Origin of the sequence: Methanosarcina horonobensis HB-1 = JCM 15518, from assembly GCF_000970285.1 — an archaeon.
Lineage (GTDB): Archaea > Halobacteriota > Methanosarcinia > Methanosarcinales > Methanosarcinaceae > Methanosarcina > Methanosarcina horonobensis.
Genome location: NZ_CP009516.1, coordinates 4,961,989 through 4,986,066 on the forward strand (window position 1 = coordinate 4,961,989; position 24,078 = coordinate 4,986,066).

The window sequence follows — 24,078 nt, forward strand, 5'->3', positions numbered from 1 at the left end:
TTTTAAAACACTAAATTTTACTCAAGTCTACTATTTTTTACTCCATCTTCTTAAGTGCAAGCTCGATGGCATCTATAAGGCTGCTTTTCGGGATAATAGTTGTTACCGGAATGTTCAGGATTTTTTCAACAGTTGGGCTCACTATAGGGGCACAGACCAGAGCTTTTGCCCCGTCCCTTTCGGCATTGACGGCTGCTATTATGGCTTCTTCCATTGACGTTGCCGAATATTCCCTTATTGTAACCAGCCTGCCAGCGATCTTTTTCTTTGTTTCCACAATATTGTCAAGTACGGATCTAGCTGCAATTACAGCAATAAATTCTCCACTATCCGATTCCTTGATATCGCGGATCGTTTTTACTATCTGGCGGAGGGTTTTTATGTTTGGGTCCCGATTACCCGATAGGATCTTATAGAGGGTGCTCGGGGGGATGTTCGCCTTTTTTGCAAAATCCACTGCAGTCAGGTTAAGGTCTTCCTTAATAACAGCGGAAAGTGTTTTTTGAAACACTTCATCAGACTCAAATGCGGATTTAATGACCTTGTCTGCAACGTTCATTAAAATTCAACCTCTGATCCTGTAAAAAATTCGATAAATACGATGGGTTTACGTTTTACAGGAGTTTTGTTCCTGAATGAGAAATATCTCCTGAAGTATTAATACATTTGGGTTATAATAAAAAGGCATTTGAGAAAGTATATATAGCAAATTTTAAAGAACATTACATGTAATAGATTAATCTTTATTTTCGTGGGAGTTATTCTTTCAGGCAAAAGTGAAAGAATGAGGTGGGTTGGCTTTTTGAGTAAATTTGTAAAAAGCCAGTGAAAAAGAGACGAAAAATCCACAGGATTTTCCCGAAGAGAACCCTATCCCAGTAGACCTTATTTAGCAGGTAAGATCTATTAGTGTTAGAAGAGGCAATATTGAGGTGAAGTTTTGAGAAAATCAAGCATACTTATCCTTGTTTTACTGTTGGTCACATCTATCTTCGCATCGGGTTGTGCTGATAGTGGAGATGAAATCACCGAATTAAACATTGGCTACCAGCCGAGTACACACCAGATTGCATATATGACCGCCTATGAAAAAGGATGGTGGCAGGAAGATCTTGCACCCTATGGGATTACAAAAATAAACGAATACCAGTTCCCAACAGGCGCTCCCGAAATGCAGGCTATGATGGCCGGAGACCTGGACGTAGCCTATGTTGGAGCAGCCCCCGCTATTACAGCCCTCAGCCAGGGTCTTGATGCAAAGATCGTTGAACCTGTACAGATTAATGGTTCAAGTCTTGTCCTCAGGCCTGAGTATGAGTATGAAAGTCCTGAAGACCTGAGAGGGCTTAAAATCGCTACCTTCCCAACAGCAACAATTCAGGACACCCTGCTCAGAGACTGGCTCAGAGAGAACGGACTTGACCCGGAAAAAGACGTGACAATCCTTGGAATGACTCCAGGAGATGCTGTTACTGCTATTTCAGCCAAACAGGTAGATGCGGTCTTCCTGCCTCACCCTTCCCCTACTATTATCGAAAATGATGGTAACGGGCGTACCATTGTACAGTCCGGAGAGATGAGTCCTAATCATGCATGCTGTGTACTTCTGGTGAGTGGAGAACTTATCAGAGAGCACCCGGAACTTGTGGAGCAGATTGTAAAAACCCACATTAAAGCAACCGAGTACAACCTGGCAAATCCGGAAGAAGCCGCCCAGATTTACTCAAACAAGACCACAGAGAACGTAGAAGTTATAAGGACGTCTATTGAGGAATGGGATGGAGAATGGATTACAGATCCTGCAATAATTGAGAATTCAACTGTTGAATATGCAAAAATCCAGTCAGACCTTGGATATATCCAGAAACCTCTGACAGAAGAAGAAATATTTGACACAAGCTTCTATGAAGCAGCTATAAACGAAGAATAAAAAAAGAATATGGAAATAAATATTTAAGGCATGTTCAGCTGTCCGGTTATTGGAAGGGACAGTTTGAACTCCATTTATTCTATAAACGAGTAACTGCCGGAAAGATAAAAAACTAAGAATCCTTTTAATTAGCCATGAAAATTAATTTCATAAAAACAATCGAAGAAAAAGGCGTTGAAGCATTATCTCTTATATTCGTGATTGCTATATGGCAGCTTGCAGCAGATAGGATCGTACAGAATAAATTGCTTCTGCCAAGTTTTTATGATGTGGTAATCTCTTTTTCCGTGATAGTTAAAAACGGGCTAATTTATACGGATACCCTGACAAGTTTACTTCACTTTTCGATTGGTATTGCGGCCGCGCTTATGCTGGGAATCCCTCTCGGAATAGCCATGGGGTGGTTCAAAGCGGCAAATAGGGCAATCGATCCTATAATAGAGATTTTGCGCCCGATTCCTCCTCTTGCCTGGATCCCTTTTGCAATAGTATGGTTCGGGCTTACTCACAGGTCTGCGGGTTTTGTTGTGTTTGTCGGAATGATCTTTCCTATAATCATCAATACTTATACAGGTTTCAAAAATGTCCCAAGAGTTTATGTTGAAGCAGCAAAAGTTCTCGGCTGTACCCGAAACGTAGACCTTATCCGCTCTGTTGCGATCCCTTCAGCCATGCCTTCAATTGCTGCAGGAATCAGGATTGCAATGGGTGTAGGCTGGATGTGTCTTGTAGCTGCAGAAATGTTTGGGGTCAGTAACAGGGGGCTTGGGTACCAGATCTGGCATAATTACTACCTGCACAGAATGGATTTTGTGCTTGTATATATGCTTCTCCTGGGTTTCCTGGGTCTTTTTATAGACCGTTTTTTCAGATATTACGTGGATGAAAAACTGCTCAGATGGAAGTCAGGGACTGTGGTATAAAATGGGTAGAGTAAGTATAAAAAACGTATCGCGTATCTTCGCCAAAAATGGAGATGAGTCCGGGACCGAAGCTCTACATAATGTAAGTTTTGATATACAGGATGGAGAGTTTATCTGCCTCCTAGGACCTTCAGGTTGCGGAAAGACAACGCTGCTTCGAATAACTGCAGGGCTTGAAACTCTGACTTCAGGAGAAATAACACTTAATGGAGTTCCTATAACGGGCCCTGATCCTAAAAGAGGTATGGTTTTTCAGCAGTATTCTCTTTTCCCCTGGAGAACTGTTATTGATAACATCACATTTGGGCTGGAGATGCAAGGAGTTAAAAAGAGTGAAGCCCGGAGGCAGGTGGAAAAGTATCTGGAACTTGTGGGTCTGAAGCAGTTCAAAAACAGTTACCCTCATGAGCTTTCAGGAGGTATGCAGCAAAGAGCAGCTATTGCAAGAGCCCTTGCTAATGAGCCTGAGGTCCTCCTTATGGACGAACCCTTTGGAGCTCTTGATGCTCAGACTCGAAATGTGCTTCAGGATGAAGTCTTGAAGATATGGGAACAAAAACACGTGACATTCCTTTTTGTAACGCACAGCGTGGATGAAGCTGTAGTCCTCTCTGACAGGATAGTGGTTATGACTTCAAGACCGGGAAGGATAAAGGAAATCGTAAAAGTGGAATTGCCCCGTCCGCGAAGCCGTACCAGTCCGGAAGTAAATCGCTTAAGGGATCGCGTTCTCAAACTTCTGGAAGAGGAAAGATTCGGCAGGTAAACGATTGAAAAAAAACTCAAAATGAGTCTCTAGCGAGCCGGAAATTATTTTTCGGCCCGAATAATTACTTTTGTCAACGGCTCTACTCTTTTCACAGCAACCTTTCCTACAAGCTCAAGAGTTCCTCCTGCTTTTACTGAACCGAGAAAGCAGCCAGGCCTTACCCGGATGTCCCCTTCACACGCTGCAACATTTACTCTTGCTCCGTCAAGGAGTACAAGCTCGGAAACTGTTTCTATATTACCCAGAACTTTTGCTGCTGCACAGATCAGGGCACTTCCGGCTTTCACATTGCCCTTAACAATCGAACCTTTCCCGAGCTCAAGCCTGCCAGATACTGTAAGACTTTTCCAGAACTTCACTTCCTGACCGACAATAACATTGCCGTCCAGTACAAGGTCTTCTTCCAGAAAGGTCCTTTTTTCAATCACGAAAGTATTGGACCGGGGGTGGTACTTGATAAAGCATATCATTGGAAATCACTCCGGTTAGTGTCCCCGGCTATCGATAGAGGAGAGCCGCAAACAATTTGTTTTTATGGCGTATGTAAAAACTTTGCCAATTGGGTTCCAAAGTATGATTGAACATCTATTATATAATATCATCGAGTGTTCAATATCAGAAGACTTAATGAGAATCCTGGCAAAAGATTGTTTACGTACTGAGAAAAATCAGATCAGAAAAAGGGACTGACGAGAAAAAGAAACTAACGAGAAAAAGAAACTGACGAGAAAAAGAGATTCCGGCATATTCTCGAAGCCGGAAATTAGTTAGATTCTAAAATTAAGAGTGAAAAGACTGAAAAATTGTAAATAACTCATTTTTCAGCCTGCTTTCTTATTTTAAGTTGTCCTGTTTACTCAACAAGGCTGGCAAAACCGTATTTGGGAAGTACCCTTTCGATTTTAATCCTTACCTCATCGCCTACTTTGGTGCCTGGAACAAAGATTACAAAGCCCTCTATACGAGCAATGCCATCTCCCTGACGAGCGATGTCCTGAATCGTAACGTCATAGACTTCGCCTTCTTCAACAGGAACAGAGCGACTTTCTTCTCTGAACATGAAAACCATTCCTTTAATCAGGTTAAAACTTAGTATAACCAGGTGATTTTCTCAATTCAAACTTACTCGACAACGCTTGCAAATGCAAATTTCGGGAGTACTCTTTCGACTTTAATGCGAACTTCATCGCCGACCTTGGTGCCCGGGACAAAGATTACAAAGCCTTCTATGCGAGCAATGCCATCTCCCTGGCGAGCAATATCCTGAATTGTAACATCGTAAACTTCGCCCTCTTCGACAGGGACTGAGCGACTTTCTTCTCTGAACATGAAAACCATTCCTTTAATTTACTTTAGTTAAATCTCTAGTATTTAGTTTAATACCCTTGCCGAGTTACTCGACAACACTTGCAAATGCAAACTTAGGAAGAACCCTTTCGACCTTAATCTGAACTTCGTCGCCAACACTGGTGTTAGGGACAAAGACTACAAAACCCTCAATACGAGCAATGCCATCTCCCTGGCGAGCAATGTCCTGAATTGTAACATCGTAGACTTCACCCTCTTCGACAGGGACTGGGCGACTTTCTTCTCTGAACATGAAAAACCATTCCTTTAATTAATTTAACAAAACTTGAAGTAATTAACTTTCTCAACCCAAACTTACTCAACAACGCTTGCAAATGCAAATTTCGGAAGTACCCTTTCGACCTTAATCTGGACTTCGTCGCCTACACTGGTATTCGGGACAAAAACCACAAAGCCTTCGATACGGGCAATGCCGTCTCCCTGGCGAGCAATATCCTGAATAGTTACGTCGTAAGTTTCGCCCTCTTCAACGGGCACAGAAGTACGTTCATCTCTAAACATTAGATTCATTCCTTTGACTTCTATTAATCAGCTTATGAAAGCTCCATCTATAGAACAGAAAAGAGTAAAAACAGTACTTAAAGGCCAAACTTGAAAAACCAAATTTAGGAAGTACACATTCTACTTAATCTATTACGGTGAACTAATCCCCAATAGAGCTTCGGATAAGTCAATTAATTGGTCATACTCATATCCGCTTGTATATAACGTTTTGCTTTAATTCATTTTAAAAAAAGAAAAATAAAGAAGTTAGGAAACTACCTGAAATCTGATTTCCGGAGTTCAGGGATCTTACTTCAAAAACAGGATAAGTAATGATAGATTATTAATAATTAATATACAAAATAAAATTATCCATAATAAAACTATGGCTTACAATAAAAAGAAGTTCCTTAACATAAAATTAAAGTTATCCCGAAGATTTAGATGAATATAGAAAAAAATCCAGCATTCATGTTCTGAAGAACTATGAGGAGTACCCCCATGGGCGTAATCTATAAATATTTGAACATACATTCTGAGAGTCGCTCATTAAATAAGAACAACAATGCGTGGGCCCGTAGCTTAGTCAGGCAGAGCGATGGACTCTTAATCCATAGGCCGGGGGTTCAAATCCCTTCGGGCCCGCTATATCATATTTTTTTAGCAATTTTCATAAATCTCTTTTTCATCGTTCTTTTTGGAAGTTATCTCGACACTTTTATCCAAATCCTTTCTGGCTTTTCTATTCAGTCTAAATGAATTGAATAACCTGACTAAAGAGTGTTTTGAAATCTTAAGAAGTACATGAGACTGGAAACCTATGATTTATGATTCGATGTATGATATCCTGAGCATTGTGTTTCCCTGCAAATTGTACCTTTCTAAGAGATCTCTGAAACTTCAGCTACTAAAGAGAAGCTGTCCAAGAACCTCTATCATGTAAAGAGACCAAAAAGTTCGCTAAAAAGCTGATCAATCTAAGAGATAAACAAGAGATAAACTTAAGCTGAAGGAAGAAGTTATCAATCAGGAAAGACAAAAATAAAAATAAAAAGAAGAAAAAAATGGAGTGCAGCCCTGATGCCAAAAGTAAGTGTTGAAATCCCTCAGGAACTCCTGGATGACCTCAATAAACATGTGGGAGATAATAAAAAGTTCGTCAGCCAGTCAGATGCCATCCGAACTTCTATTCGTAAAATGCTGGATATGATGGACGAAATAGATAGAAGACACGGAAGACTTAATGAGTAAACTACTGATGCGCTCATGAACAAATTTCATAAACTTACAGCAAAAAATTGTAAAAACATGAATAGAATAAGAAAAACATGAATAGAATAAGAACTTGACCAGAAGCCTTATTCAGCTAAATATCTTATTCAGCCAGAACATTTTATTCGACCGGAAAATTGCTGGAAAAGACCACCCCTTTATTTCTACTGTGTATTGAGCATCAGTAGGCTAATTTTAGCAGATTTTCAAAGTCAAGCAGAGTTTCTACTGGAAAAGAAAGTGAGAGCTGACCTGACTGGGAGATTCAGAAGACAAATGAACATGATTAGATAATTTTCCGATATTCCTTAATCTTCTGGCATTTCTGGCTGAATTGTCAAAAAGAGAGGTTTTCAGGATTAGAGATTTTCCCTGAAATTCCTGATACCCTGCGCAACATTTGAAAGCAGGATAAAAGCTATCCTCTGGTTAGGCCAGGAGCCCAGACCGCAATCAGGACCCACGTATTTTACCAGGCTGCCAAAACGTCTGTAAGCCAGTTTCAACCTTTTTGTAATCACATCAGGGGTTTCCAGCTGCGAAACGATTTCAGGAAGATACTGCTGGTCTTTCCAGATATTGGTACAGTATCTCTCATTAAGAATTCCTGCCAGGGAATAGATATCCGTTCTTGCAATTCCCAGCCTCAGGAATGAATCAGTGTCTTCGAGTACTTTTTTGTCGATGAGCTCCAGATAGGAAGGAGTACCCGCAGATTCCATACCTATCACATTGATTGTGGGGGTCTCGCAGGCAAGATTATAATAGAGAGCGGAATGAAGATGTATCTCCACATCAGCTCCCCACTTGCTAGCTGATCTGGAGGCCTCTGTAAGGGCAGAGATTATGTCGTTCTCGTCAAATGCAAGTTCAGGGTTCAACCCTATGCTTGGCTCGTCAATTGAAACCGTTGCTATCTTAAAATGTTTTGCAGATCTCATCGAGTTCCTGACGAACTTGTTTATGCTTTTTGCAAAAAGAGAATATATGTCCGTATATCGCGTGCCTCCGAACTCTTTAAGGTAAAGTTCGGTTGGACCGGTTACGCAGATCCGGACTTTCAAAGTTTCCCCGAATTTCTCTTTATAGGCTTTAGCAACCGTTTCTATAGCCTCAAGCTCTTCAATCCTTGCGCACTCCAGTTTTACATCGAAGGGACCGTCTGTGCAGTTAGAATCCCGGATAACCTTCAGGAACTGTTCGTTCATGTCCTGATACTGAGGATAAGTAGGGACTTCTACACCTGCATCGATTTTCTGCTGAAAGGCATCATTGATAACAGTAAAGAGTTTCTCATCTTCTGCTCTCGTTTTAAAGGCATTCTGGACCCATTCCCTGCTAACTCCCTCAGGGAGAGGATAGCTTCCTATATCGTCAAAGATGATTTCTTGCATGCTCTCTAGTAGACCTGTAAGAATTTATCATTATTGGAAAGACAGTAAAATTATAAAATAGCAGATGAAAATGCCAGAGAGCATTTTCTCAAAGAGAAACAATCTATCTTTTTTCTTGAGTTACTCCCGGTTTTTCATCTCTGCATTAAACGCGTTGATTCCTTTTGCCGTATTTTCAAGCAGCTTGAAAGCAAGTTCCTGGTCAGGCCAGAATGCCAGCCCGCAGTCCGGACTTGCATATTTTATACGGTCCCCTAGAATGGAATAAGCTTTTTCAAGCCTTTTTTGTATGAGATCAGGGGTTTCCATTTCAGTGACGATCTTTTGCATGTATTCTTTTTCTTTCCAGGCATTGACTCCATAGGTTTCGTTAACCATGCCTATGAGGCTGGAAATATCAGTCCGAGAGACCCCAAGCCTTATGTAAGTGTTCGAGTCCTCCAGGATTTTTTTATCCATTAGATCTATGTATGAGGGAGTTGCAGCGTACTCAAACCCGATAACATTAATCGGGGTTTCACAAACAAGTTTATATTTTAATGGTGAGTGAAGATGAATCTCCACATCCACTCCCTGTTTTCGAGCGTGTGTAGAAGCCAGAGTAAGGGCAGAGATAATGTCGGAGTCAGAGAACTGAATTCTATCGTTCATCCCGAGGCTTGGTTCATCCAGAGCTATAACCCTGATTTTAAAGTTTTTCGCAGCTTTAAACGCCTGTTTTATGAAATTCTCGATATCAAGAGCCATGATGTGATATGCATCAGCAAAAGCAGTTGTCCCGAAAGCCTGAAGATATAGATCCGTAGGACCGGCAACACAAACTCTTACCTCCAGAGTTTCTCCTGTCTTTTCTCTATAGTGTTTTGCAACCTCATCAATTATCTCCAGTTCAAGTATTTTTGCGTTCTCTTCTTTTACCACATAAGGCTCATAGCAGTTCTTTTCATCCCTGATAATGTCCAGAAACTGCCCGATCATATCCCGAAACTGAGGATAAGTTGGAACATCTACTCCAACATCAATTTTTCTCTGAAAAGCCTTCCTTACCATGGAAAAGAGTTTTTCGTCTTCTGCCCGGCTTTCAGCTGCAGCTTTAACCCATTCCCTTGTGAGACCTTCAGGAGTGGGAAGGCTGCCTCCATCAATAAAAGTGATCTCCTGCATATCTGGTATGTAAGACTGATCGAGTATTATAAGTATTTGAATTGCTCCGGATAATAAATTAAAAAGAAAAGGTTATAAAAATTTTCAATATGAATATAAATTATTAACTCAGAAAGTACAGAAAAAAATTTAAGGTATTAAATATCTTATAATGAATAGTATAGTACAAAAAAGTTTTGGGAGCTTACATCCTGAAACGTTTTTCGTGGTAGAAAGAGGCAGCAATTAAAGGGGATTTAACCAAGGCTTGATTGGGGGTAAATAGCCAAACAGGATCCGAACTGGTTTAAAATAGAGCATTTGCTGTTTCCTCAAAGACAGGTAATCTCATAGGAAAAAATACAAGTGACTCTGAGATCGATTCTGAAAAATAGACTAAAGAAAAAAATCTTCCAGAAAATGAGTTTTTCCTGAAGTTAGATTTTCCAGAGATTGAAACCATAGATGAGGTCCAGAATAGGTCTGAAAACAAAGTCCAGATCCGTATCTAATCCAGAACTAAGAATAGACCAGATCAGGATTTCACACTTTCAGTCCTTCCCTGATGTTGTTGAAATAATCCTCAAAATTCAACCAGAATTATGTCTTCAACCAGAAATTTTGGGGGGCAGGAATTATGAGAAGTGAAATAAGGCTGCTTAATGAGTATTATCCCTGGAAGGAAATAAAACTCAAGGGAGCCAGATGTTATCTAAAAGGAAATGTGTTTTTCGAGAACAAACATCTGAATTCGGAAAAGTTTGCTGAGTTGATATTCCCATTAATTTGTAAAGAAGGGCAGGGTAAAGAAAAAGAAACCGGAGACTTTCTTGAGAAACTAAACGGGGAGTTTGCATTTGTTGCCGAGACTAAAAACATTATACTTTGTGCTGTTGATAAAACAAGAAGCATTCCTTTGTTTTACATAAAAACAAAAAACAGCATTACTATATCAGACAGTGCCTACTATTTAAAAGATAAAATTAATCAGCATCTGAATGAGGAAAATGCAGCAGAGTTCATGGTTGCAGGTTACGTAACAGGTAACGAGACCCTTTTTGACAACATAAAGCAGGTAAGAAACGGGGAATTTTTAATTTATCAAAAAAATGAAAAACGTCTAAAGTCCTGTTTCTATTTTAAATTTTTACATAGAAATAATTACGAACTGCCTGAAATCAGATTAATTGAAATGCTTGATCAAACTTTTGTAAACACCTTCTCAAGGCTCATAAAAAGCACCAGCAAGCAGGGAAAGAAGCTTGTTGTTCCTCTAAGCGGCGGGCTTGATTCGCGCATCATTGTTGCAATGCTGAAGAGACTTGGAGTCAATGATGTTATATGTATGAGTTACGGAAGAAAAGGCAGCCGGGAGTCAGAGATAAGCAAAAATGTGGCAGAAGCTCTCGGATATGAGTGGATTTTCGTAGAATCCACAGCGAAAAAATGGCGCGAATATTATAATTCAAAAGAAGCTGACTTGTTCAGGATATGGGCTGGAAACCTATCGTCTCTCCCGCACATGCAGGACTTTCCGGCTGTAAAAGAGCTAAAGATCCAGGGGAAGATTCCGGAAAACTCAGTATTCGTCCCAGGGCACACAGGATATGGCTGCGATATACCCGAATACTGCCTCGACAATTCAACGAATTTCGATTCAGAAGCCTATCTGGCAGCCTGTCTGAAAAAACATTATAACCTATGGGGATGGCCTTATGGGCAGGAGCTCGAAAAGATCTTCAAGCAGAGGATAAGCAAATCAACATCAGGACTTGAAATTAAAGACAATGAAACACTTGCAAGTGCACTGGAATATTTTGATTCTAATGAAAGGCAGGCAAAATTTATTATCAATTCGGTCAGAGTCTATGAGTTTTTTGGATACGAATGGAGAATCCCGTTATGGGACGCTGAATTGATGGAGTTCTTTTTAAGAGTCCCAATAGAACACAGGATAAACCGGAACCTTTACAAAAAATACGCCAGAGACTGCCTGTTTTCAGGAGAGCTGGAGATACTTAAAAGAATTGATTGCACTACCGATTTCCTGAACCTCAAGACTCTTGAAAAGCGCTCAAGATATGAAAAGCTTCTTTATTACAGGACATTCTCTCACAGCTACTATGATGAAAAAGTGAATAACCCTGTGTGGGGAAGGTACTTTGAAAACCCTCTTATCTCAAGACTTCTAATCAAAGTTTCCAGATATGACAACGAAAACATTGAGGAATATCCGTTATTAAAAACTATTCTTGAGTACAGAAACAAAGAGAAATACCCTCTGACATTGAACGGAGTAAGTTCTCTGGAATATCTGGCAGGCATCAAGGGAGAAACTTATTCATCCAGAAGCAAGACGGTTCTTAAGCCTGCTGTTTCTCCGGCAAAAAGACCTCTTTAATTGGTTAATTGGTTGATATAGGGTCATGTAATATTTTCAAGAAAGCCCCCTCTAATAAAATATAAGCCCCCTCTAATAAAATATAAGCCCCCTCTAATAAAATATTACAGGTATTCAGTCAGTGTAAGAAGTGGAAGCAAAAGTTTAAAGCAAACACTAACCGTTGAGGAAGATATTAGATGTAATAAAGTGTTAGAGTATAGGAAAAGGAAAATAGAGAAAAGAAAGTAGAGAAAGGAAAGCGGTAGAGCGCAAATTAAACAAAGATTTCCCCATTCTTGGAAACTTAATATCTTTTCTTATACTTCGCAAGCACTTCTTTATTTGCCTCAAAAGCCTTCTCTTCAATGTAACCCTTTTCCAGTGTCCACTCAAAAAAGGAGTCCAGAACCTTTGCAGCTGTCCCGATAAATTTTTTACCTCCTCCTACCTCAACCACATAGTCATCAAGGAAATCCTTGACTCCTGCAGGGCTAAGTTGGTCGGGATTACAAACATCAAAGTAGTTCTTGTTTTCACGTTCGGGACGGGTGGAACAAAGAGCCCTATCTTCTTCTGACAGGTAGTCCTCAGCATTGAGTTCAAGGAATTCTTCGTAAAGAAGAATCACATCTTCACAGTCCAGGAAGGCATCGGGTTTTAAAGAGGCTTCCTGTTCACTTAAGAATGTCCGGAAAGCTTCGTTTATCGTGATCATACTTATCTCTGCAATGATGATTTGTAGAGTAATATCAGTTTGCTATGAAAGATTTTTATATTTTTCTAGAAGGCCTTATATACAAAATTTTGCTACTGCCAGTATATATTAGTTTTCTAAAGGGAAATCAAAATAGCAAATCAAGGTATGGATTAAGATAATAAATCAAGATAATAAATCAAGATAATAAATCAAGATAATGAGTTAAAAATAAGAAATTAAAAGAAAGAAAAGAAAGGAAAAAAGAGTGTATCTGTTTTTTTCTCTTTATTTCTTATCTGTTTTTTTCTCTTTATTTCTTATTCCTGTCCTCTCTCAATTACTTTCGTTTCCCGCATTCTTTTTACATTGATTCAGGGGCACCTATTCCCAAGGTATCAAGTGAGTTTGCAAGGACAATTCTTGCACAGTCCACAAGGGCAAGCCTTGCAGCCCTGACTTTTTCGTCCTCAGCTGCGATGACAGGGACGAAGCGGTAGAACTGGTTGAAGGCATCGGCAAGTTCACGGGCATAGATTGCAAGGATATGAGGCTTGAGTTCACGGGCTCCAAGATCAATTATGCTGTCAAACATTGCCATCTTCTTGATAAGATCGATTTCACTGTCCTCGACAAGGAGAGAAGGATTAATCGATTCTTCAGGATTCCAGGCTGCCTCCTCTTTTGCTTTCTCAAGGATACTGCAGGCGCGAGCGTGTGAGTACTGGATGTAAGGGGCACCCTGCTTCTCAAAATCAAGGGCTTCTTTCCAGTTGAAGACCGTGGATTTTTCAGGGGAAACCCTAACTATATCATAGCGAACTGCACCAAGTCCTACTGTTTCTGCGACCTGCTTTTTGAATTCGTATGATGTTTCAGGGCGGCGGGTTTCGACCTGTTCAAAGGCAGCCTCAGTAACCCTGTCAAATAGGTCATCTGCGCTTATGAACTGCCCGCGGCGGGTGCTCATTGAGCCTTCTGGCAGAGAAACAAACTCAAAAATTACGACTTCAGGCTCTTTAATCCCGATCGCATTCAGGGTAGCCCTGAGCTGGCCGGAAATAAGCTTATGATCGGCTCCGAAAATATCGATTATGCGGTCTGCCTGTTCGGCTTTCCATTCGTGGTAGGCAAGGTCGCGAGTTGTATAAAGAGAAGTGCCGTTTGAACGCTGGATAACAAGGGTCTTTTCAAACCCATAGTCCGAAAGGTCAACCACAAGGGCTCCTTTGTCAGTCTCAGTCCTGCCAGTAGCCTTGATGCGTTCGACAATATCATGTACTGCCCCGGATTTAAGAAAAGTGGACTCACTTACGAACTTATCGTGGACAACGTTCAAGCGAAGCAGGGTCTCTTTGATCCCTGCAACAGCCAGGGAAACTGCCCTGTCAAAACGCTCAATAGTCCTGATATCCCCGGCTTCCACCTTTTCCATGAGGGCATCGATTTCCTTCACGTATTCGGGATTTTTGTCCAGCTCAACATTGGCTTTTATATATACGTCAGCAATTGCAGCATCGGACTTCCTAGAAAGGTCAAGCTTAAAGCGCTCACACGCCCAGGAAACTACAGCAATCTGTCTGCCCATGTCGTTAACATAATACTGGACTTCCACATCGTATCCTGCACGTCTGAGGATGCGGGCAAGAGTGTCTCCAATAATTGAATTGCGGATATGTCCTACATGAAGGGGACCATTAGGATTTGCTGAGGTGTGCTCAAGGAGAATTCTGTCCTTTGGAGCCCCACAGCCGAATTTTTCTTTCTTTTCCCGAACAGCAGTCACTGTTCCATCCATGTAGTGCCTGCCTGCAAAGAAGTTGATGTAAGGACCTGCCGCACTCACTTTTCCTATATATGAGCCATCAGGAATTTCAACTGCAGAAACGATACGAGATGCCAGCTCTTTTGGATTTTGCTTATGAATGCCTGCAAGCCTGAATGCGGCTCTGCTCGCAAGGTCAGCATGAGGGGAGGTTTCGAATTGAAGTTCGGAATCCTCAACCTCAAACCCGACCTTTCGGATAGCTTCTTTTAAAATTGATGTAGCCTGAGCTTTAAGTTCCAGGAACAAGATAAATCACCTGTTTAAATTACCCGTAAAAAACTGAAATTGCTTAATTAATCCTCATATGATAGTTTAACCTGTCAAATTCTGATACGCTGATTTGATTAATGCTAAATATATTGATCTGGTTAACGTTGATTACTGACCTGATGAACATTGATCTACGGATCTGATTAGTCCAATAGTTTTGACTTACAATTCCTGATCCACTGATCTAAAGGGCAATTTAATTAAAAAAGTATTGGGTAAAAATTACCGGATACTAAAAGGGGACTTTGCCCCTGAGCGAAATTAGACTCCAGTACTGTATCGCAGGATTGCAGCTATGCCACCAAAGGCGTTCATGAGCTGGGAACCCTCATCAAAGTCGGTGGACACGAAAACTACCTTTGCATTGCTTTTGTCGGCAAGCTCTGAAAATTCATCCACAACATCCGTAACGTCTGTAACCTCAAGGGAAGAACCACACTTAGGACAGTTACCGGCTGCGGGGGCAGGCTCTCCGGGTTTCCAGCGCCTTGTCCATTTGTTTTCGTATCCGCAGACACTGCAGTTCGCAGTTATCCTTTCTGCCCGCAGGTCTTCGGAGAGCAGGAGCACATCCACTGCATTGATCTCGAGGTTTGCCCTGACCTGGGCTTCTCCATAAGCTGCCTTACCCGAGTCAGCAATCAGTTCCTTGAAGAAATCCCTGACTGCATTCTTCTGGCTCATAAGCTCAATATCCTGAAGTTTTTCTCCTGCAGCATTTACAAGCTCGGAAAGCCCTGATTCATCTGTATATGCCGTGTCAAACAATCCGAGGATTTTCTTCTGAAGCTCGTGGTGCAGGAATTCCCCTGCGTAGAACTCTTCCTTTGTCGGAGAGGGACCCCCTATCAACACACCTTTGAGATCTTTATGATCAACAGCCATGAAGACTTCACTTGCAGCATCTCCTATCCTCTTGTAGAAGTCGTGGATTGCAATGAGCCTGAGCTGCTGGAAACGATGGGCACTCTGACCTCCTTTCCTCTGCTTGCCAGGAACTGTCGAAGTCAGATTGCGGAATGGCTGGATTCTCTTTCCCACCAGAAGCCCTACAGTTGCTTCTCTGCGGTCAAGAACCAGAAGCCCGAAGGTGCTCTTGTCCTTAAGCATATCTTCAAGAGGCTCAAGATAGAAAGATGAATCACAGTGGTACTTGTAGACAGTGATTGGTTCGGGAGGGACAATTACCTCACTTTCCATGCTAGTCTTATTGGCTCCGATATCCACGGCTCCCGTAAAGTAAACTATCCCGTTTTCAGGTACTTTGTCCAGGTATCTGAGCCTTGAAAGTAGAGACTCGATCGCTCCCTGGACATTTGTTCTCGTAAGTTTGGACTTAATGTTTGCAGCCTGTCCATGTTCGTCTTTTAACTGGTTTGTAACATCGAAAATTTGCTTGTCAGGAGGGATGTAAAGGGATATGAGCTCGGTGCTCCTTCCTTTTTTATCCCTGAGGCCCTCAAGCTTCTTTTTAAATTCGTACATCTCGTGTGCAGAATGTTCAGTCATTTTAAAAATTCCCCAATAGAGTAGTATGATTTGGTAATCCTGTAATGGTGGTAAACTGAGATTTGAGATTTGAGATTTGAGATTTGAGATTCGAAATTTGGAATTTAAAATTTGAAATTGAGATATAAACTAATCTTCAAACTGGCAAATTTAAGGTGAGAGAATCTGGATCTACTGTTTAATTTGAAGTTTCTGTACCTTTCCGGATCTGGTCAAAGTTTTCTATAAGAATTATCAAACCCATCAAATCCGATTTCATAGTAAATTTAGTTATCCAGTACAAAACTTGTTTAGCATATCGGTTGCATACAACGGATAACCGGAGGATTTGATAAGGACGAATCACACAGTGAGCTCCTGTCTCACCCGAAATCCGGGTACAAAAACCGCCTGGAACACGAAGAACCTGAGAGTGAGAAATACACCTTTCAGAAGCCGGCATCTCAGCAAGCCGCGAAGCCAGTCGCTAAAGCCTGCATGTATGCTGCGCAAACCTTCCAGGTTTCGCATTCTTTTGATCGCACTAGATATGAGACATAATCTTACTCAAACTGTATGTGATAGTTAAAAGTTTGTTTAATTTGAATTAAATTAACCCCTGACGGGATCATATCCTAATTGAAACTTAGGTTTATATTTGTTTCTATCCCCGACTTGTTTTATATATTCATACAACTATAAAAGTCTTCCTGTATATTAGTCCTTGTCTTCAGAGAACTGATTTCCTGAGAGGTAGATAAAATCAAGAAAAAAAATAGAAGTGATCATATAAGTAAGGACTAAGTAAGGATAGAAAAGAAGTTAAACAGTAAGGGTTTAACCCAAATGAATAAGCCAAAAAAGATTAATAAAAAATCAGGTAAAAAGAGTTAGAAAGTAAGGATTAACTCGGGCAGACAGGCTTTTTTACAGGAGATTTCCTTCCGTCCTTTGAAAGCAGGACAACCCGGCTGATTTCAGACTCATCTGCTATCTCATATCCCAGGTGCTTTGCAAGTTCTTTTGAGAATTCAAGCACTTCCTCATGGGACGGCATGGCAGAGCGGTCCAGGCGAAGGCGTGAGAAACCGAGATGCATATAAGCTTTTATTTCTACAAAATCCGGTGAGGCTTTTTTAATCAGCTCGGCGTAACCTTCGGGATTGAACATATTTTCACCTTTAACAAGGGTGGTCCGAATGACCGTTCGAGAGGATTTTTCTTTCATAATCTCCAGGGATTCGTTAATCCTATCCCAGAGTGCGGGAGACTTTGGCTGGCAGACCCTGAGGTAGGTTTCGAGATCAGAAGCATCAAGACTCATATATAACTGTGAGGGATTGACCTTTGCAAGCATCGAAGGAACAGTTCCATTTGTTACCAGAAAGGTAGTAAAACCTCTTTTTTCGTATTCCTCAATGAGTTCAGGGAGATAAGGATAAAAAGTTGGTTCTCCAGACAGAGAGATTGCAACATTATTCGGTTCATTGCCTTCAAGCCATCGCTCCCTGAGTGCACTTGGGGAGCCGCCAAAACCCGTAATCAATTTGCGCTGGCAGGTAATGCTTTCTTCTACTATCTTTTTAGGAGAATCCCATGCTCCGGGAGCAGGGACCGGAACCTCTGTTGGGCGCCAGCAGAAAAGACAGCGTTGATTGCACATGAGAGTTGGAGTCATCTGGAGGCATCGATGGGACTGGACGCCATAAAACTTCGATTTATAACAGAAACCTTCGTCATTCATGGCTTTTCTGAGCCAGAGGCAGGTCTTTACTGCCGAGTGGCGGCCTGCAAGAGCATAGCTCTGCTTTTTAAGGAGGGTCTCAAAATCAGGGATATCAAAAGGAATAGGGGTCTGCTCTTCATCCCGATTTTCTTCAAGGACTTCCGAAAGGCTTTCCCTGGAATTTTCCTTTTCTTCTTTTTTTTCTTCAAGCGGCATTTTTCGGATATTAATTCTTTGTGGTATATATAAGAATCGGAAAATAATTTTAAGAGCGTCATGACTTTTCAATATGCATTACTGACTTTTCGGATAGGCTCTTAATCGAATGACAGAATTTTCACGTCAAAATCGGCAAGATCTACAACGGGAACCCGGGCAGGTACAGGCATCAGGTTTACGCGCTTCTGGAACTCTGTCTGAGCCTGCCATGTTCCGGAATTAACTAAAAGAACATTTTTATAGCGCTGGACTCCCAGGGTATGAACGTGCCCTGTGTGAATAATATCAGGAACGGGATCAATTATAAAATAATCCTTTTTCTCCGGTGATATGGAAACCCTGCTTCCGTAAGTTGGGGCAAGATGCCTGCGCTTAAGCATCTCAAGAACTGCACCTGCAGGCTCCTGATATGAAACTCCGGGAACACTTGCCACAAGATCGTCAATCGACCTTCCATGATAGATAAGGATTCGGACGCCGTCAAGGTCCACAAGGGCAGGATTACCTACAAAGGTGACATTCTCGGGAAAATCCACGCAGATCCTCTCAGGCAGGGCAGGCTGAGGTTCTGCCTGACGTACAGCATCGTGATTTCCTGGACTTATAATCACACGGATGTGTTCGGGAACTTCCCTGAAGTACTCTGCTGCTTTCCTGTACTGTTCATAGACATCCAGAATATCGAGTTCCATTTCCTGGTCGGGATAAATTCCAATTCCGTCCACAAGATCTCCTGCGACAACGAGATAACGTACCTGGGATGCGACCTCCCGCATCTCTTCCGAGTCGGATTCTCCCTTTAAGAAGTCCAGAAAGTCCAGCCATGCATCTTCCAGAAACTGGGAGCTGCCCACATGAACATCGGAAATGAGTACAGCTTTCCCATGGCTTCCTGTCCTGCGCTGGACGCTATTAGGGACATCAGGCTGGAGAATCTTTGTAGCCATCATAAGATTTCCGTCATTCGTGACCGAACCTGTTACTCCGATAACCTCGTCCAGAAGAAGCCGAGAAGCCAGTTCAAAGAGTTCTTTGTCGCTGTTTCGGATAAGCACTGAAAAAGAGCCTGTCGGGTCTTCAAGAGAAAGAATTTTGTGCCCGTTATTTGTACTGCTGATATCTGAAACCATCCCTATAATCGATAGTTCCTCGTTGCCCCCATCTGATCCCCGGCGAAAACTTCTTCTTTTCAAACTTTCTATAGGGCGTGCATTCATCCTGCTTCTAAGGATCTCAGAGAGCCTGCTGTACCTGTCCCTGAAATACTGTACGAACTGCATGTACTCCCCAACACAGGTTGAATGACCTGTGATATCGGAAATCACGGTAACAGGATTGCGGCCTGAAAGATGCCTGATTCCTTCATTTCTGGGTCTTGAAGGAAAAGCATTTCCCGGGTTTGAGAAGAGGGAGTTTGTTCTGGAAACATGGTTGGAAGCAGAAAGAGAAGGAGAGCCTGCCTGTCCGAAAAAAGAGGAAGCCTGCCTTTCTGTACCTCCTGAAGATAGTGATGATTTGACAGAGCTGGAAAGAGAACCACGAGCAGAATTGGCAGTTGAAGCAGTAACGAAACTAGAAGAACCAGACTCATTAGTAGAATTGGGAACAGGATCAGCAACAGATTTAGCAACAGGATTAGCAATAAAATCAAGAGTGGGTTCTCGAGAAGATAGAATATCAGAATCTGTTTCTGGATTGCTGTCCGGGACACCAAGTGTTGAAGCCGGTTCAGATTCAACACTTGAGACTAATACTGTTTCCTTAAGATTGTTTGAAAGAGGATTAAGAATTCTTGCCATCTCATGATCTACTGGTCTTAAAGCAGGAGAAGAAGCACTGTCTGAAGGCATCCTGGAAACAATTTCGGAAGATGATCCGGAAGCCACTTCTGAAACTGCTCTTGAAGCCTCAAAACCTTTCAGGTCTATATGTTCGGGTTCAATAACGAAAACACAATCGTCAACAGTTGAAAGGACGTATTTTAGAAGACTGTCAGGGGAGTTACTCGATTTAATTAGTTCTACTGCTAGCGGACTTATCTGATACCCTTCTTCTATAACTGCCCTTACAATATTGATTTCATCCATAATTTCGACCTGATTTTCTCGACCTTTGCCCATGACTGCCAGGATCTGTTGAACCTGTTTGGCCTGACATTCACTAACCTAAAATCAAAAAGATTTAAGGCAAACACCCATTTAAAATATAAAAAATAACCACATACAAAACTAATTCGATACAAGCAAAATAACATAATATAGTTTTAGTAATGTTTTTCATTCTCAAAATTGGTTGAGAATTCTTTATGACCTCATAACTGATGGTATATTATAGTAGCTGACCAATGTAGTTACTCACAATATAAAATATAATCATTGATAACACTCTAATAATTATATCATATACTTTTATAATATTACTTGAAGACTATTCCAAAATTAGTCCGTCAATACTCATTTACACTTTAGAATTAACAATTAAATGTCTCTTCTTAACTGCCTGCAGTACTCTGATATTAATTAGAACATGATGCACCCTGAATAATTAATAGAACTTTCTGCAACTACTTTCTGCAACTAAAAATTAGCTTAAAAGTGTTTGTCATCCTTGATATCGAGTGTTCTTATAAATTCTCGAGAGAATAGCTATATTTAGCCTTATTAGCTATGTTTAGCCTTATTAGCTATGTTTAGCCTTATTTAGCCTTGTTTACCCTCATTTAGTATTATTAAATTATTTAGCTTTACTAAAAGACCAATATTCTTATGCTCAAATTTATGTTCAGTTAAGACTTAATCTTCATAGTTTCCAGCCCATTGACATAGTAAGATTTCTAAACAGCTTATAGAATTCTGTGGAACTTCAGTCTATTTCCTGAGAAATCATCCATAAAATATTATAGCCTGTGAATAAATTGTAAGTTAATATAGGAGAAAAACAAATCGTATAGGCAAGTATACCGAAAAGGATATAATAAAACGGAAAATCCAGTACAGTTAAAAATGATAACGAGATTTATACAAAAGCATAAATGAGACTTATATAAAAGCATAAATTACATGGCTGATGAAGTGCTGACAAAGGCGATGCAGACCGAGTGAAATATAATTAAAATATAAAAACAGCACCAGAAAACTAAGATAAAGAGAGTAAAGGCTTACTATGAATAAAACTAATACACAAAACAATACCCAGGAAGAAGGAAGTTTCCTGGTCTCCCTTGGAAAGGATTTGCTGTCAGTAGCAGCTGTCCTGATAGCCTTTATGGTTCTTTCCAAACTGGCATTCGGGCTCTGGACCCCTATGGTTGCAGTGGAGTCCGGAAGTATGGAGCCTCATATGCAGGTAGGAGATATTGTCTTCATCAAAAGCATCGATCGAGTTGATCTTGTTACTCATGAAGAAGGGAATGATTCAGGCTATATGACCTTTGAAGATTATGGAGATGTGATACTCTATCGACCCTATGGGCAGGAAGGCATAACTCCTATAATACATAGAGCAATGTACAGGGTGGAAGCAGGAGAGCCTATGTGGGAAAATGGTCCTGTTGCCCCTTATTCGGGATACATTACCAAAGGAGATAACACTGTAACCAACAGGCACTATGACCAGGAAGGACAGATAAGTTACTATGTACCTGTCAAGGATGAATGGATAATAGGAGTTGCAAAGTACAGGATTCCTTATCTCGGGTACATAAGGCTGCTCTTTTCATGAGATCCTTGAGTTGTCTTTGAGTTGCCTTAGAATTATACAGCGCCAGTTAAATTTTTCTCCAATTTATAGAACAGTCGTTATATTTGCTTCAAGTTGTATAATCTCTTGATCCGTATATCCAATTCAATCAAATTCCATGCCCTTCATTGAGATCTGAACCAAGTATTTACTCTGATTTAAGTATCTGCTGTCAATTTGCTGCAAATTTGCTGCAAATTTCTTTTCCTCAAGACAAAGATTGATTGAAAACTTGGTTAAAAAATAAATTAAATTTATAAAAAATTGATTAAAAATTGATTAAAAACTAATTAAACTATAAAAACATGAAACTTAAAAAACTGAAAATTGGCAAAACAGAGCTTTCTGGAAACCTTCTGCTCGCACCTATGGCAGATGTAACAAATCTGGCTTTCAGGCTGCTTTGCAGGCGGTATGGAGCTGACCTGACATATACTGAGATGATCAATGCAGACGCGCTGCTTAATGAGAGTAGGAAGTCTTTCATTAAAGGGTTGAGCTCTCCAGATGACAGGCCTTTCGGAGTTCAGCTTGTAGGGAGCTGTCCTGAGAAACTGAAGCAGGCAGCGCTTTTTATTGAAGAAGAGTACAGGCCTGAAATTATAGATATTAACATGGGCTGTCCCGCGAGATGCATCACAGTAGCCGGATGTGGTTCTGCTCTTCTTAATTCTCCGGAGCTTGTATATATGATAATCTCGGAGCTGACAGACTCCCTGAACACTCCGGTCAGCACAAAAATTCGCCTCCTCGGAAGGGAGGAAAAAACCCTTGAGATTGCCCGCCTGATAGAAAAGGCAGGAGCATCAGCTCTGACCGTTCACGGCAGGACAGCAACACAGATGTATTCAGGCAGCTCGAACATTCCGGGGATAAGAGCTGTCAAAAGTGAGCTTTCGATTCCTGTTATTGCAAACGGAGATGTCAGGGACGAGGAATCTGCAGAAAGAACACTGGAACTAACAGACTGTGACGGATTGATGATAGGGCGCGCAGCAATGGGGAACCCTTTCATTTTCAAAAGGATCGGACACTACCTGGAAACCGGTGAAAAGCTTGAAACAGATAAACAGTCCAGGCGGCTTGAAGATTTTGACACTTATATTTCCCTCCTTGAGGAACACGACCTGCTTTCATCTATAAACCTCAGGATGCATGCACACTGGTTTACCAAAGGGCTGCGTGGCTCGCGGCAGGTAAGAGAAAAAATTAATGGTTTGGAAGATGGAAGAGCTATAACTGAACTGTTAAGGAGTTTCTGCCAGGAAAAACACTAAAGTGTTTTATTTTTTTAGAGGTCAACTTTGTTTACGTCAGTGCCAGTAAAAATCGTAGGCTATGGGCATGTTAACCTGAAAATAATAATTATAAAACATTTAAAAAATAATTTTGGATTAGAAGTATTTATAAATAATTTCTCGACTTTCACCGAAAAACTAATAATAATCTACACTATTATCCATGAACTATCAGGCACCAAACGGCGTAAACATATAATTGAAAATATATTACACTCAAAATAATTACGATCCAATAATTATGAATACTTTCAGGTTGACAATTCTGCCGTCCATATTCTTGAGCTACCTTTAATCTCTCTGGAACTTATGGTGTCTGAAGAAAAAGCCAGATAAAGAATCGTACAAGGGTAGGTACTGAGTCTCTAAACTGGCAAGAATTTATATAGGGATTAACTTCAGGTTAACTCGATTTAACAGTAACTTAATTACCAGCAGTATGCCGACAACTAAATTATAAGTATGCCATACAGACTGCCGAGAACAGAGAAGTCTTAGAAAAACGGTAGAAAAACCTGAATTAAAACTTGAAACTTTAAAACCGCATAAGAAGGAGAATCCAGATGAAGGAAATCAGAATACACGGTCGAGGAGGCCAGGGTTCTGTTACTGCGGCTGAAATGCTTTCCGTTGCAGCTTTTGAAGATGGAAAGTTCAGCCAGGCCTTCCCCGCTTTTGGGGTCGAGCGAAGAGGCGCCCCTGTGCAGGCATTCACCAGAATCAGTGATAGTCCAATCAGACTCCGAAGTCAGATCTACGCCCCGGATTACGTTATTGTCCAGGATGCCACTCTGCTTGAAACTGTTAATGTTGCAAGCGGAATAAAAGATGACGGAATCATCATAGTTAACACCACAGAAAAGCCGGAAAGCCTGAAACTTAACACAAAAGCCAGGGTTATGACCGTGGACGCTACAAAGGTGGCAATGGACGTTATGGGCATCCCCATCGTTAACACTGTCCTCCTTGGAGCTTTTGCTGGCGCAACCGGAGAGATTAATGTGGAGTCCATCCAGAAAGCCATAAGGGCTCGTTTTGCCGGAAAAGTCGGAGAAAAAAATGCACAGGCAATTCAGAAAGCCTATCAACTGATCAGGGGAGAGGAAGAATGAGCTCTGAAACCGAACAGGACCGCAAGATTCGTCCGGAAGT

At 41.1% G+C, this 24,078-nt stretch carries 21 protein-coding genes and 1 tRNA gene; 9 read left to right on the forward strand and 13 right to left on the reverse strand.

Annotation, left to right across the window (positions count from 1 at the left end; genetic code table 11):
* Window positions 1-37 precede the first annotated feature (37 nt).
* Window positions 38-559: a helix-turn-helix domain-containing protein gene (locus MSHOH_RS21575; protein WP_011020126.1), complete on the reverse strand. Its 522-nt coding sequence runs from the start codon at window positions 557-559 to the stop codon at window positions 38-40.
* 381 nt (window positions 560-940) lie between these two features.
* Here MSHOH_RS21575 and MSHOH_RS21580 point away from each other — a divergent pair, with 381 nt between their 5' ends.
* From MSHOH_RS21580 to MSHOH_RS21590, 3 genes are all read left to right on the forward strand, one after another.
* Window positions 941-1,930, forward strand: coding sequence for an ABC transporter substrate-binding protein (locus MSHOH_RS21580; RefSeq protein WP_048142843.1), 990 nt, complete (start codon window positions 941-943; stop codon window positions 1,928-1,930).
* A gap of 134 nt (window positions 1,931-2,064) precedes the next feature.
* Window positions 2,065-2,853, forward strand: a complete 789-nt coding sequence (locus MSHOH_RS21585; RefSeq protein WP_048142846.1) for an ABC transporter permease — start codon at window positions 2,065-2,067, stop codon at window positions 2,851-2,853.
* A 1-nt stretch (window position 2,854) separates the two neighbouring features.
* Complete coding sequence (locus tag MSHOH_RS21590) at window positions 2,855-3,619, forward strand: ABC transporter ATP-binding protein (RefSeq protein ID WP_048142848.1); 765 nt, start codon at window positions 2,855-2,857, stop codon at window positions 3,617-3,619.
* 44 nt (window positions 3,620-3,663) lie between these two features.
* Here the strand turns inward: MSHOH_RS21590 and MSHOH_RS21595 are convergent, their stop codons facing one another.
* The 5 genes from MSHOH_RS21595 to MSHOH_RS21615 all read right to left on the reverse strand — a co-directional run bounded on the left by MSHOH_RS21595 (window position 3,664) and on the right by MSHOH_RS21615 (window position 5,491).
* The gene (locus MSHOH_RS21595) at window positions 3,664-4,092 is read right to left on the reverse strand and encodes a bactofilin family protein (RefSeq protein WP_048142850.1); all 429 of its coding nucleotides are present in this window, start codon (window positions 4,090-4,092) and stop codon (window positions 3,664-3,666) included.
* Between the two features lie 383 nt (window positions 4,093-4,475).
* The gene (locus MSHOH_RS21600; protein ID WP_048142852.1) at window positions 4,476-4,682 is read right to left on the reverse strand and encodes a TRAM domain-containing protein; all 207 of its coding nucleotides are present in this window, start codon (window positions 4,680-4,682) and stop codon (window positions 4,476-4,478) included.
* Between the two features lie 62 nt (window positions 4,683-4,744).
* Window positions 4,745-4,951, reverse strand: coding sequence for a TRAM domain-containing protein (locus MSHOH_RS21605; RefSeq protein WP_011033303.1), 207 nt, complete (start codon window positions 4,949-4,951; stop codon window positions 4,745-4,747).
* Between the two features lie 64 nt (window positions 4,952-5,015).
* Window positions 5,016-5,222 (reverse strand): TRAM domain-containing protein, encoded by a 207-nt coding sequence (locus tag MSHOH_RS21610; protein ID WP_011033302.1) that lies wholly within the window; start codon window positions 5,220-5,222, stop codon window positions 5,016-5,018.
* Between the two features lie 62 nt (window positions 5,223-5,284).
* A complete protein-coding gene (locus MSHOH_RS21615; protein WP_048142854.1) occupies window positions 5,285-5,491 on the reverse strand; it encodes a TRAM domain-containing protein in 207 nt (68 codons plus the stop codon).
* Between the two features lie 553 nt (window positions 5,492-6,044).
* Here MSHOH_RS21615 and MSHOH_RS21620 point away from each other — a divergent pair.
* Together MSHOH_RS21620 and MSHOH_RS21625 are read left to right on the forward strand one after the other, a co-directional pair.
* Window positions 6,045-6,118 (forward strand) — tRNA-Lys (locus MSHOH_RS21620).
* Between the two features lie 435 nt (window positions 6,119-6,553).
* The gene (locus MSHOH_RS21625; RefSeq protein WP_011033300.1) at window positions 6,554-6,724 is read left to right on the forward strand and encodes a ribbon-helix-helix domain-containing protein; all 171 of its coding nucleotides are present in this window, start codon (window positions 6,554-6,556) and stop codon (window positions 6,722-6,724) included.
* A 380-nt stretch (window positions 6,725-7,104) separates the two neighbouring features.
* Here the strand turns inward: MSHOH_RS21625 and MSHOH_RS21630 are convergent, their stop codons facing one another.
* Together MSHOH_RS21630 and MSHOH_RS21635 are read right to left on the reverse strand one after the other, a co-directional pair.
* A complete protein-coding gene (locus MSHOH_RS21630) occupies window positions 7,105-8,139 on the reverse strand; it encodes a methionine synthase (protein ID WP_048142856.1) in 1,035 nt (344 codons plus the stop codon).
* Between the two features lie 120 nt (window positions 8,140-8,259).
* On the reverse strand, window positions 8,260-9,303 hold the full coding sequence (locus MSHOH_RS21635) for a methionine synthase (protein ID WP_048142858.1): 1,044 nt from the start codon (window positions 9,301-9,303) through the stop codon (window positions 8,260-8,262).
* Window positions 9,304-9,919: 616 nt separating this feature from the next.
* Between MSHOH_RS21635 and MSHOH_RS21640 the strand changes: the two genes are divergently transcribed.
* Entirely contained in the window at window positions 9,920-11,683 is a 1,764-nt protein-coding gene (locus MSHOH_RS21640) for an asparagine synthase-related protein (RefSeq protein WP_048142859.1), read from the forward strand.
* 286 nt (window positions 11,684-11,969) lie between these two features.
* Here the strand turns inward: MSHOH_RS21640 and MSHOH_RS21645 are convergent, their stop codons facing one another.
* From MSHOH_RS21645 to MSHOH_RS21665, 5 genes are all read right to left on the reverse strand, one after another.
* The gene (locus tag MSHOH_RS21645; protein ID WP_048142861.1) at window positions 11,970-12,380 is read right to left on the reverse strand and encodes a hypothetical protein; all 411 of its coding nucleotides are present in this window, start codon (window positions 12,378-12,380) and stop codon (window positions 11,970-11,972) included.
* Window positions 12,381-12,723: 343 nt separating this feature from the next.
* On the reverse strand, window positions 12,724-14,433 hold the full coding sequence (gene argS / locus MSHOH_RS21650; protein WP_048142863.1) for an arginine--tRNA ligase: 1,710 nt from the start codon (window positions 14,431-14,433) through the stop codon (window positions 12,724-12,726).
* Window positions 14,434-14,718: 285 nt separating this feature from the next.
* Complete coding sequence (gene prf1, locus MSHOH_RS21655; protein WP_048142864.1) at window positions 14,719-15,966, reverse strand: peptide chain release factor aRF-1; 1,248 nt, start codon at window positions 15,964-15,966, stop codon at window positions 14,719-14,721.
* Between the two features lie 883 nt (window positions 15,967-16,849).
* Complete coding sequence (gene twy1 / locus MSHOH_RS21660; protein ID WP_048142866.1) at window positions 16,850-17,887, reverse strand: 4-demethylwyosine synthase TYW1; 1,038 nt, start codon at window positions 17,885-17,887, stop codon at window positions 16,850-16,852.
* A gap of 101 nt (window positions 17,888-17,988) precedes the next feature.
* Complete coding sequence (locus MSHOH_RS21665; protein ID WP_394297757.1) at window positions 17,989-20,010, reverse strand: DNA-directed DNA polymerase II small subunit; 2,022 nt, start codon at window positions 20,008-20,010, stop codon at window positions 17,989-17,991.
* A 1,042-nt stretch (window positions 20,011-21,052) separates the two neighbouring features.
* Between MSHOH_RS21665 and MSHOH_RS21670 the strand changes: the two genes are divergently transcribed.
* The 3 genes from MSHOH_RS21670 (at window position 21,053) to MSHOH_RS21680 (ending at window position 24,038) form a co-directional block, all read left to right on the forward strand.
* Complete coding sequence (locus MSHOH_RS21670; protein ID WP_048142868.1) at window positions 21,053-21,610, forward strand: signal peptidase I; 558 nt, start codon at window positions 21,053-21,055, stop codon at window positions 21,608-21,610.
* Between the two features lie 323 nt (window positions 21,611-21,933).
* Window positions 21,934-22,905 (forward strand): tRNA dihydrouridine synthase DusB, encoded by a 972-nt coding sequence (gene dusB / locus MSHOH_RS21675; protein WP_048142870.1) that lies wholly within the window; start codon window positions 21,934-21,936, stop codon window positions 22,903-22,905.
* A 584-nt stretch (window positions 22,906-23,489) separates the two neighbouring features.
* The gene (locus tag MSHOH_RS21680; RefSeq protein WP_048142871.1) at window positions 23,490-24,038 is read left to right on the forward strand and encodes a pyruvate ferredoxin oxidoreductase subunit gamma; all 549 of its coding nucleotides are present in this window, start codon (window positions 23,490-23,492) and stop codon (window positions 24,036-24,038) included.
* The last annotated feature ends 40 nt before the right edge of the window (window positions 24,039-24,078 follow it).

Excerpts from the sequence above, each read along its gene's own strand:
- MSHOH_RS21595 (WP_048142850.1), bottom strand. The coding sequence starts at position 4,092 with ATGATATGCTTTATCAAGTACCACCCCCGGTCCAATACTTTCGTGATT.
- MSHOH_RS21670 (WP_048142868.1), top strand. The coding sequence starts at position 21,053 with ATGAATAAAACTAATACACAAAACAATACCCAGGAAGAAGGAAGTTTC.
- MSHOH_RS21610 (WP_011033302.1), bottom strand. The coding sequence starts at position 5,222 with ATGTTCAGAGAAGAAAGTCGCCCAGTCCCTGTCGAAGAGGGTGAAGTC.
- twy1 (WP_048142866.1), bottom strand. The coding sequence starts at position 17,887 with ATGCCGCTTGAAGAAAAAAAAGAAGAAAAGGAAAATTCCAGGGAAAGC.
- MSHOH_RS21600 (WP_048142852.1), bottom strand. The coding sequence starts at position 4,682 with ATGTTCAGAGAAGAAAGTCGCTCTGTTCCTGTTGAAGAAGGCGAAGTC.
- MSHOH_RS21605 (WP_011033303.1), bottom strand. The coding sequence starts at position 4,951 with ATGTTCAGAGAAGAAAGTCGCTCAGTCCCTGTCGAAGAGGGCGAAGTT.
- MSHOH_RS21590 (WP_048142848.1), top strand. The coding sequence starts at position 2,855 with ATGGGTAGAGTAAGTATAAAAAACGTATCGCGTATCTTCGCCAAAAAT.
- MSHOH_RS21575 (WP_011020126.1), bottom strand. The coding sequence starts at position 559 with ATGAACGTTGCAGACAAGGTCATTAAATCCGCATTTGAGTCTGATGAA.
- dusB (WP_048142870.1), top strand. The coding sequence starts at position 21,934 with ATGAAACTTAAAAAACTGAAAATTGGCAAAACAGAGCTTTCTGGAAAC.
- MSHOH_RS21645 (WP_048142861.1), bottom strand. The coding sequence starts at position 12,380 with ATGATCACGATAAACGAAGCTTTCCGGACATTCTTAAGTGAACAGGAA.
- MSHOH_RS21615 (WP_048142854.1), bottom strand. The coding sequence starts at position 5,491 with ATGTTTAGAGATGAACGTACTTCTGTGCCCGTTGAAGAGGGCGAAACT.
- MSHOH_RS21665 (WP_394297757.1), bottom strand. The coding sequence starts at position 20,010 with ATGGGCAAAGGTCGAGAAAATCAGGTCGAAATTATGGATGAAATCAAT.
- MSHOH_RS21625 (WP_011033300.1), top strand. The coding sequence starts at position 6,554 with ATGCCAAAAGTAAGTGTTGAAATCCCTCAGGAACTCCTGGATGACCTC.
- MSHOH_RS21635 (WP_048142858.1), bottom strand. The coding sequence starts at position 9,303 with ATGCAGGAGATCACTTTTATTGATGGAGGCAGCCTTCCCACTCCTGAA.
- MSHOH_RS21680 (WP_048142871.1), top strand. The coding sequence starts at position 23,490 with ATGAAGGAAATCAGAATACACGGTCGAGGAGGCCAGGGTTCTGTTACT.
- MSHOH_RS21640 (WP_048142859.1), top strand. The coding sequence starts at position 9,920 with ATGAGAAGTGAAATAAGGCTGCTTAATGAGTATTATCCCTGGAAGGAA.
- MSHOH_RS21585 (WP_048142846.1), top strand. The coding sequence starts at position 2,065 with ATGAAAATTAATTTCATAAAAACAATCGAAGAAAAAGGCGTTGAAGCA.
- MSHOH_RS21630 (WP_048142856.1), bottom strand. The coding sequence starts at position 8,139 with ATGCAAGAAATCATCTTTGACGATATAGGAAGCTATCCTCTCCCTGAG.
- prf1 (WP_048142864.1), bottom strand. The coding sequence starts at position 15,966 with ATGACTGAACATTCTGCACACGAGATGTACGAATTTAAAAAGAAGCTT.